The 5,647-nt window shown below is 57.7% G+C and carries 4 protein-coding genes; all 4 read right to left on the minus strand.

The window, feature by feature from the left end; translation table 11 throughout:
• Positions 1-567: 567 nt before the first annotated feature.
• Positions 568-3,273 (minus strand): coiled-coil domain-containing protein, encoded by a 2,706-nt coding sequence (locus G494_RS0121095; RefSeq protein ID WP_028586101.1) that lies wholly within the window; start codon positions 3,271-3,273, stop codon positions 568-570.
• Positions 3,270-3,821 (minus strand): condensin complex protein MksE, encoded by a 552-nt coding sequence (locus tag G494_RS0121100; RefSeq protein WP_028586102.1) that lies wholly within the window; start codon positions 3,819-3,821, stop codon positions 3,270-3,272. The genes G494_RS0121095 and G494_RS0121100 overlap by 4 nt, the downstream gene beginning before the upstream one ends.
• Positions 3,818-5,050 (minus strand): SGNH/GDSL hydrolase family protein, encoded by a 1,233-nt coding sequence (locus tag G494_RS0121105; RefSeq protein WP_028586103.1) that lies wholly within the window; start codon positions 5,048-5,050, stop codon positions 3,818-3,820. The genes G494_RS0121100 and G494_RS0121105 overlap by 4 nt, the downstream gene beginning before the upstream one ends.
• 344 nt (positions 5,051-5,394) lie before the next feature.
• Positions 5,395-5,647: hypothetical protein (locus G494_RS27495; protein WP_208597729.1), on the minus strand; the 253-nt coding region annotated here is incomplete at its 5' end.

Consider the following 5,647-nt stretch of genomic DNA (forward strand, 5'->3'; position numbering starts at 1 on the left):
TGGTCAGCCCTGTTCCTTATCTGGCTTTTCGCCAGCGCGGTCGTGACAAGTCAAAAAAGGCTGATTCATTTTCCGTCCAGCCCTTGGCCTTAGCGTCCTGCCCTGTTTTTTACCGTCCTGTCCGCGGAGGCAGGGATCCAGGATCCAGAGAAGGTCTCATTGTGGCCGTGTGGTCGTCATGCCCGCGTAGGCGGGCATCCAGTTTTTTGCAGTAAGAGTTTCTCTGCATCCCTTGGGGTGACTTGTTCTCTCTGTCCTGTTTCCCTTGTGTTTTCGCCAGCTTGGAGCCACGTGGGTGGTGTACGCTTGCTCCCGGAGTGGGTTCCCTCCTACGCGGGCGTGAGGTGTTCCCGGATCTCGACGACCCTGGTCTAAAATATCGCCTGCGCGGGCGTGGCAAGTCCGTGTGCCTTCACGTCCTCCTATCTGGCCTGGCTCCGTGCCTGCGCAGGAATGACAGCCTGAAAATGAATGGCTGAGAGTGGATAGCCCCCCGCTGTTCAGGATGCGTTGGGAGATTCGGATGGAACCCAAAAGGTGACCGCAGTCGGCTGCGGTCAATTCCGCTCAAGCCTCATCGCCCGCCCGCCTTTCGATACGCAGCAGCGAGGTCTTCGGATCGAGCATGATCCGACCATTGTTCTCCCGGAGAAAATAGAGCGAATCAGCCGCCTCCATGGCCTCAGGGCTGGCAAGAACCGCTATGAAACCCATCTTACGGGCCTCCCGGACGATGGCTGCCAGGTTCTCCCGGTCAAGACTTGAGGCCTCATCCAGGTAGAAGGGAATGGATACCTCCCTGTCACCAAGCAGGCCTTTGAGCAGAATGAGGTTGATCAGCACCTTGATGGTGATGGTCGTGCCGTTGGATTCGATGGAATCGAGGTGCGGGTAACGCCGGGTCTGACCGCCATCGCTGGTGACCTCGAAGTGGAGGTCAAAGAGGTCGCTCAGTTCCACCCGCCGATGCTGCTTGAGTAACTCGCCAAGCTGGTTTTGGGCCTCTCCGACAGCGCTGCTGTCAAAGAACAGGGGCATGGTCTCGACCTCCACCACGGTTTTGATCCTCTGGGTCCATTCGGCATGTTCCCTCAGTATCAGGCGCAGCCTCGAGAGGTTGGAGATGGAAATACCAGCCAGGCGGCGATTGAGTTCATCGATGCGAGAGCTGAGGGTGTGCAGGTCCCGATTCAGCCCCTTGAAGGCGCTCTGCAGGCCAGCGGCAAGACTCTTCCACAGCTCCTGCACCGCTTTCTCCCGCTCGTCCAGGGCCTCCACCTCGGCCTGCAGGTTGGCAAGGGTCGCACCCTCGTCCTCACCCAGATATTTACCGTAGGTCCGCTGTTCGATCCGGCGAAACTCCTCCGAAAATCGGGCAGCGATATCCGCATGGAGCCCGTGTTTTCTCTCGTAGAGTTCCAGCAGGGAGTCGAGATCACGTTCCTCAGGATCAAAGGGCTCGACCGGCCAGGAGGGATCCGGCCCGCTGAGCTTCTGGACCCTTCTCAGCAGGTTCTTTCGACGCGAGCCAAGCTCGCGTCCCCGCCCCTCAAGCTTTCGTCTCTCTGCAGCAATCATCTGGCCCTGGCCGGCCAGTTCAGCCAGCTGCGCCTCCAGCTGCTGTTTCTCCTTTTCAAGAGCATCCTGCTCTCTGCTCCATTGCTCAACAGTGGGGAGGCGCTCCTGATAGTCCTGGTATCCTTGCAGCCGGATGCTGATGCGATCACACTCCTTCCGCAACTGCTCTTTTTCAGCTCGAATCTGCTCACGATTCAGTGCTGCCGCCAGAATCCCCTGTTCCCGTTTCAGGACCTTCTGCTGTTCACCGATACGCTGTTCCAGGGTCTCGGCATCACGATACCCTGCCAGGTCCGCTCTGCTGAGTCCGGCAAGGGGAACACGCACCAGTTCATCTTCATAGACCTCATCCACAATTCGGCCGCTGAAGTCACCAAGGGCAGCAGCCAAAGCCTTTTCATCTTTTATGCTCAAGCCGTCATCCTGGTTTGAAAGACCCAAAATTTCAGGGTTGATCAGTCGGAAGAGCTGGCCGGCATCGGCGTCAGAGAGCAGCGGTAGCACCTTGGAGGCAACATTTCCGGAAAATTGCTCGCGTCGTCGTTGCATCGTGGCAAGTTCCCGTTCCAGCCTCCCCACCTGCCTGCGGAGCTGATCCACGGAAAGGTCCACAGCCTGACCCAGGGAGGCGCTCAGCCGATCTATCTTTAGCTCCAGCTCATTTTTTCGACTTTTCTCAAAATCAACCAGGAATTCCTTGAACGAGGCCGCCTCCTGCTCATGGCGCTGCAGTTCCCCTGCTATCTTTCCAAGTCCCTGTAAGAGGGCGTCTCTCTCGCCCTTGTGTTTCTGCTCTTCTTTGCCAAGGCGAGCGCTGTCTTCGTCCAGGCGGGCCAGGCGCTCTCCAATCTTTTGCCTGTTGTCCACTATCTCTGCTTCGACTTCCCCGTACGCGGCCCGCACCGCCTCCCAGAGTCCGGGGAGCAGCTGTTGTAAGGCGTCCCGCTCGTCCACCAGGGTGAGGATCCGGCGGACATCATCGGCGATCGCGCGAAGATCGCGCAGCCCCTCGGCCTCGGAGCAGACCTTGCGATATTGGCTCGAGTATCCGGCCTCCAGGTCTATGGTGCGCTGCTGGAACTCACCCCTGTGGATCTCAAGCAGAAACTGCTTCAGTTCGTCCTGGCGTAAATGTGCCAGCCTAAGCAGGTTGCCAAAGACCGCCCGGAAACGTTCGTAATGATCCCGCAGCCGAATCGGCACCAGCCCCAGGTTCACATTACGGTTATCGCCTATGCCGGTGAGGGCGGCCTGGAGATGGCGCGGCTCAAGCCAGCGAAACTCCTTGGCTGCCAGCCGGAGACGCACCGCCTCCGGCTCCCGGATGCGCCGCTCTTCATCGAGGTAATCGTCCGGATCATACGGTCCCTGATAGGCGAAGCGCTTGAATTCGTAGCTGCGGATAGGACCAAGTCCCTGGACACCGACGACCTGGTATCCGGACGGAGTGAGACACTCGAACAGGACGTAGCTGTTCTGGTCGGGAAAGTAATACTTCCTGGTCTCGGCCATCTCCCGGGAAAAGTGCATACTGCGCTGATCGTCGATATAGAGAAATTGCAGCACGGAGATGAGCGAGGTCTTGCCGATATTATTCGGCCCGACCAGGTGGAGCGGGTTGGTCAGTTCGACCTCACCGTAGTCGTACTTCCCTGCCCGCAACAGGATCATGCGCGCTGGACCAAGGATATTCATGAGCGCTGCTCCTCTTCTCTCCCGGCTTCATCACTGCCCAGGATCTCGATACAGGCGTCGAAAAAACGGTACGCCGGGGTCCGGAAGCTGAAGCTCTCATCGCTGTGACGCTGGACAAAACCGAATCGCTCGAGTTGGCGAAGAATGGTGCGAAGATCGTCTTCGTCTGTTGCGCCGGCTTCCTTGAGGTAGGCCCGGTAACGGGCCCCCTTAAGGTGGGGCAGTTCAGGGACTGAAAATGTTCGGGTCATAAGGGTATCGACCACCGCTTCACCCTGGTCAGCCAGGGCCTCGATCAGGATGAAGACGAAAACAGCCATCCGTGAAGCCTGGTGGCTGAGACTGTCTTTACCGCTGAAATAGAAAAAATCACGCTGATGTACCTGCAGCTGAAAACCGAGATGATGAAAAAGATCCTGGTAGGCATCCAGGTTTCCCCTGAGAGCCCGGTAGAGTTTTCCGTCTGTAGCACAGAGGTGACGACCACGACGGAGGAGATCAAAGATCTCACTCAAATGTGGCAGGTCAAAAGGGCTGGTTACATTCATGTCATTTTCTCCAATCGCATGGGCCGGGCGACAAGGGTTGCTGTATCAAGAGGATAACGTTGTTCCGCCTTGCCAAAGTGGATCGCTTTGGACTCATTCGCTTTGGGCTCATCTAAAAAGACACGCCCGTAGGCCCGTACCAGTTCACCAAGTTCAACCTGGGGATAGTTTTCCAGCAGCCAGGCGAGCAGGTCATCAACCGGCAGCGCCGATTCGAGCCGCTCAAAGAGTTCAGTGGGGGGGATGAATCCGGCCTCGGTCGGTTCAGCCGCATCGGTCAAGGGTTCAGAACTCCCCGGCTGGTAGCCTTTGATCCCATGGAGAAAGGCCTCAAGAGAGGTATCGGCAAAGCTCCCCTCAATCCGCCAGACAGGTATCGCCATCATCTCCTGGAGCTGCAGGCTTGCAAGGCCCGAGCGGTCCATTCGTTCCAGGGCAAGGGAGGCTCCGCGGACCAGCTCACTCTCTTTTTTCAGGGAGATATAGAGTGGCTCCACCTCACGTATCGATTCATGAAAATCCTCTGTCATCTCCCGCCGCAACCGCAGCAGCCGGGCCCGACAGCGCGAAAATTCCCGCACCAGCCCACCATCGAGGACAAAGGTTGTGCCGCCTGTTGTCAGGCTGCAATCCAGATCATCCAGGCCTCTGTCCATCGCCTTTTTTACATCGATCAGGTCACGCAGGGGTTCAAGATAGCGGCTCCAGAGGTGGTTGATAATCTCAAATCGCTCGCGGATGGTACGCCGTTCACGGTTGGACTTGAGTTTAATCACCTCCCCGATGATCCCCTCCCGGTTGCTGTGAGAGTCCTGGCGAAGCCGCTCAAGCAACTCTGAGATATCCTTCAAGGCCCGCGCCGCCTGACGCCCCATGTTCTGCCGGGCTGCGCTGTCAAGCTCCTCGCGCAGTTCGGAGAGATCACTCAGGTAGACCTGGAGGACCTTGGTGGAGGTCAAGCGGTGCTCACGGAGCAGAAAAGAGAGCAGGTCCCGAACAGGGGTGGTCAACTCATAGGAGGCGGTTGCATCGGGAACAGGCTCGAGAATGGTGAAGGCTTGCAACTGCTCGATCACCTTTTCAGGAGCCGGATCCCCCTCGGCACGGATGGGTTCAATCAGCTTGCGCAGGTCTGCCTCGGAAAGTCCCTGGTCGTGGGAAAAAAGATCCGCCAGCAGGGGATAGTACCGGGCAGCGAAACGAAAAAAACTCTGTGGATTTGCAGCCATTATCTTTTTGTTTTTCTATATTCTGTACCAGGGCATCCCGGCGGATGACCTGCTCAGCACGCTCTTTGAGCTCGATTATCTGGATCTCCAAACCGGAGAGGAAATAATCGAGCCAGCCGTTTATGTCCATGTTATTTTCGCGCACACTCTGTATTGAGCTCCAAAAGGTCGGCCGATCGCCCTCATACCATGTGCTGATGGTGAACCGCCGCTTGAAAGGGTATCCAGCCTTGCAGGGGCAGAGTGAGGAGCAGGGTGAGGGGTAGGGGTAAGGGCTAGAGTGAGGGGCAGGGCCAGTGTTGATGAGGGTGCCGGCCGGCCCTGCCTTATCCTGTTTTTTGGCTCTATCCGATTTTTTTACCGTCCGTCCAGCGCCTCTGCCGCCAGATCCGCGCCTCTACCGCCATGGCCGCGCCTTTACCGTCATGCCCGCGCAGGCGGGCATCCAGTTTTCTCCCACAGTCCTTCTCGTTTTCATCAGCATGGCCATGGAGGCAGGGCTCCAGATCCGGTCGATGCCAAGGCTGCAGCCTCCTTTCTCCGGGAGTGGATTCCCGCCTGCGCGGGAATGACAGCGAAAGAGTGAATGAGGGGAGA

The sequence above is a fragment of the Desulfogranum mediterraneum DSM 13871 genome, assembly GCF_000429965.1.
GTDB lineage: Bacteria > Desulfobacterota > Desulfobulbia > Desulfobulbales > Desulfobulbaceae > Desulfogranum > Desulfogranum mediterraneum.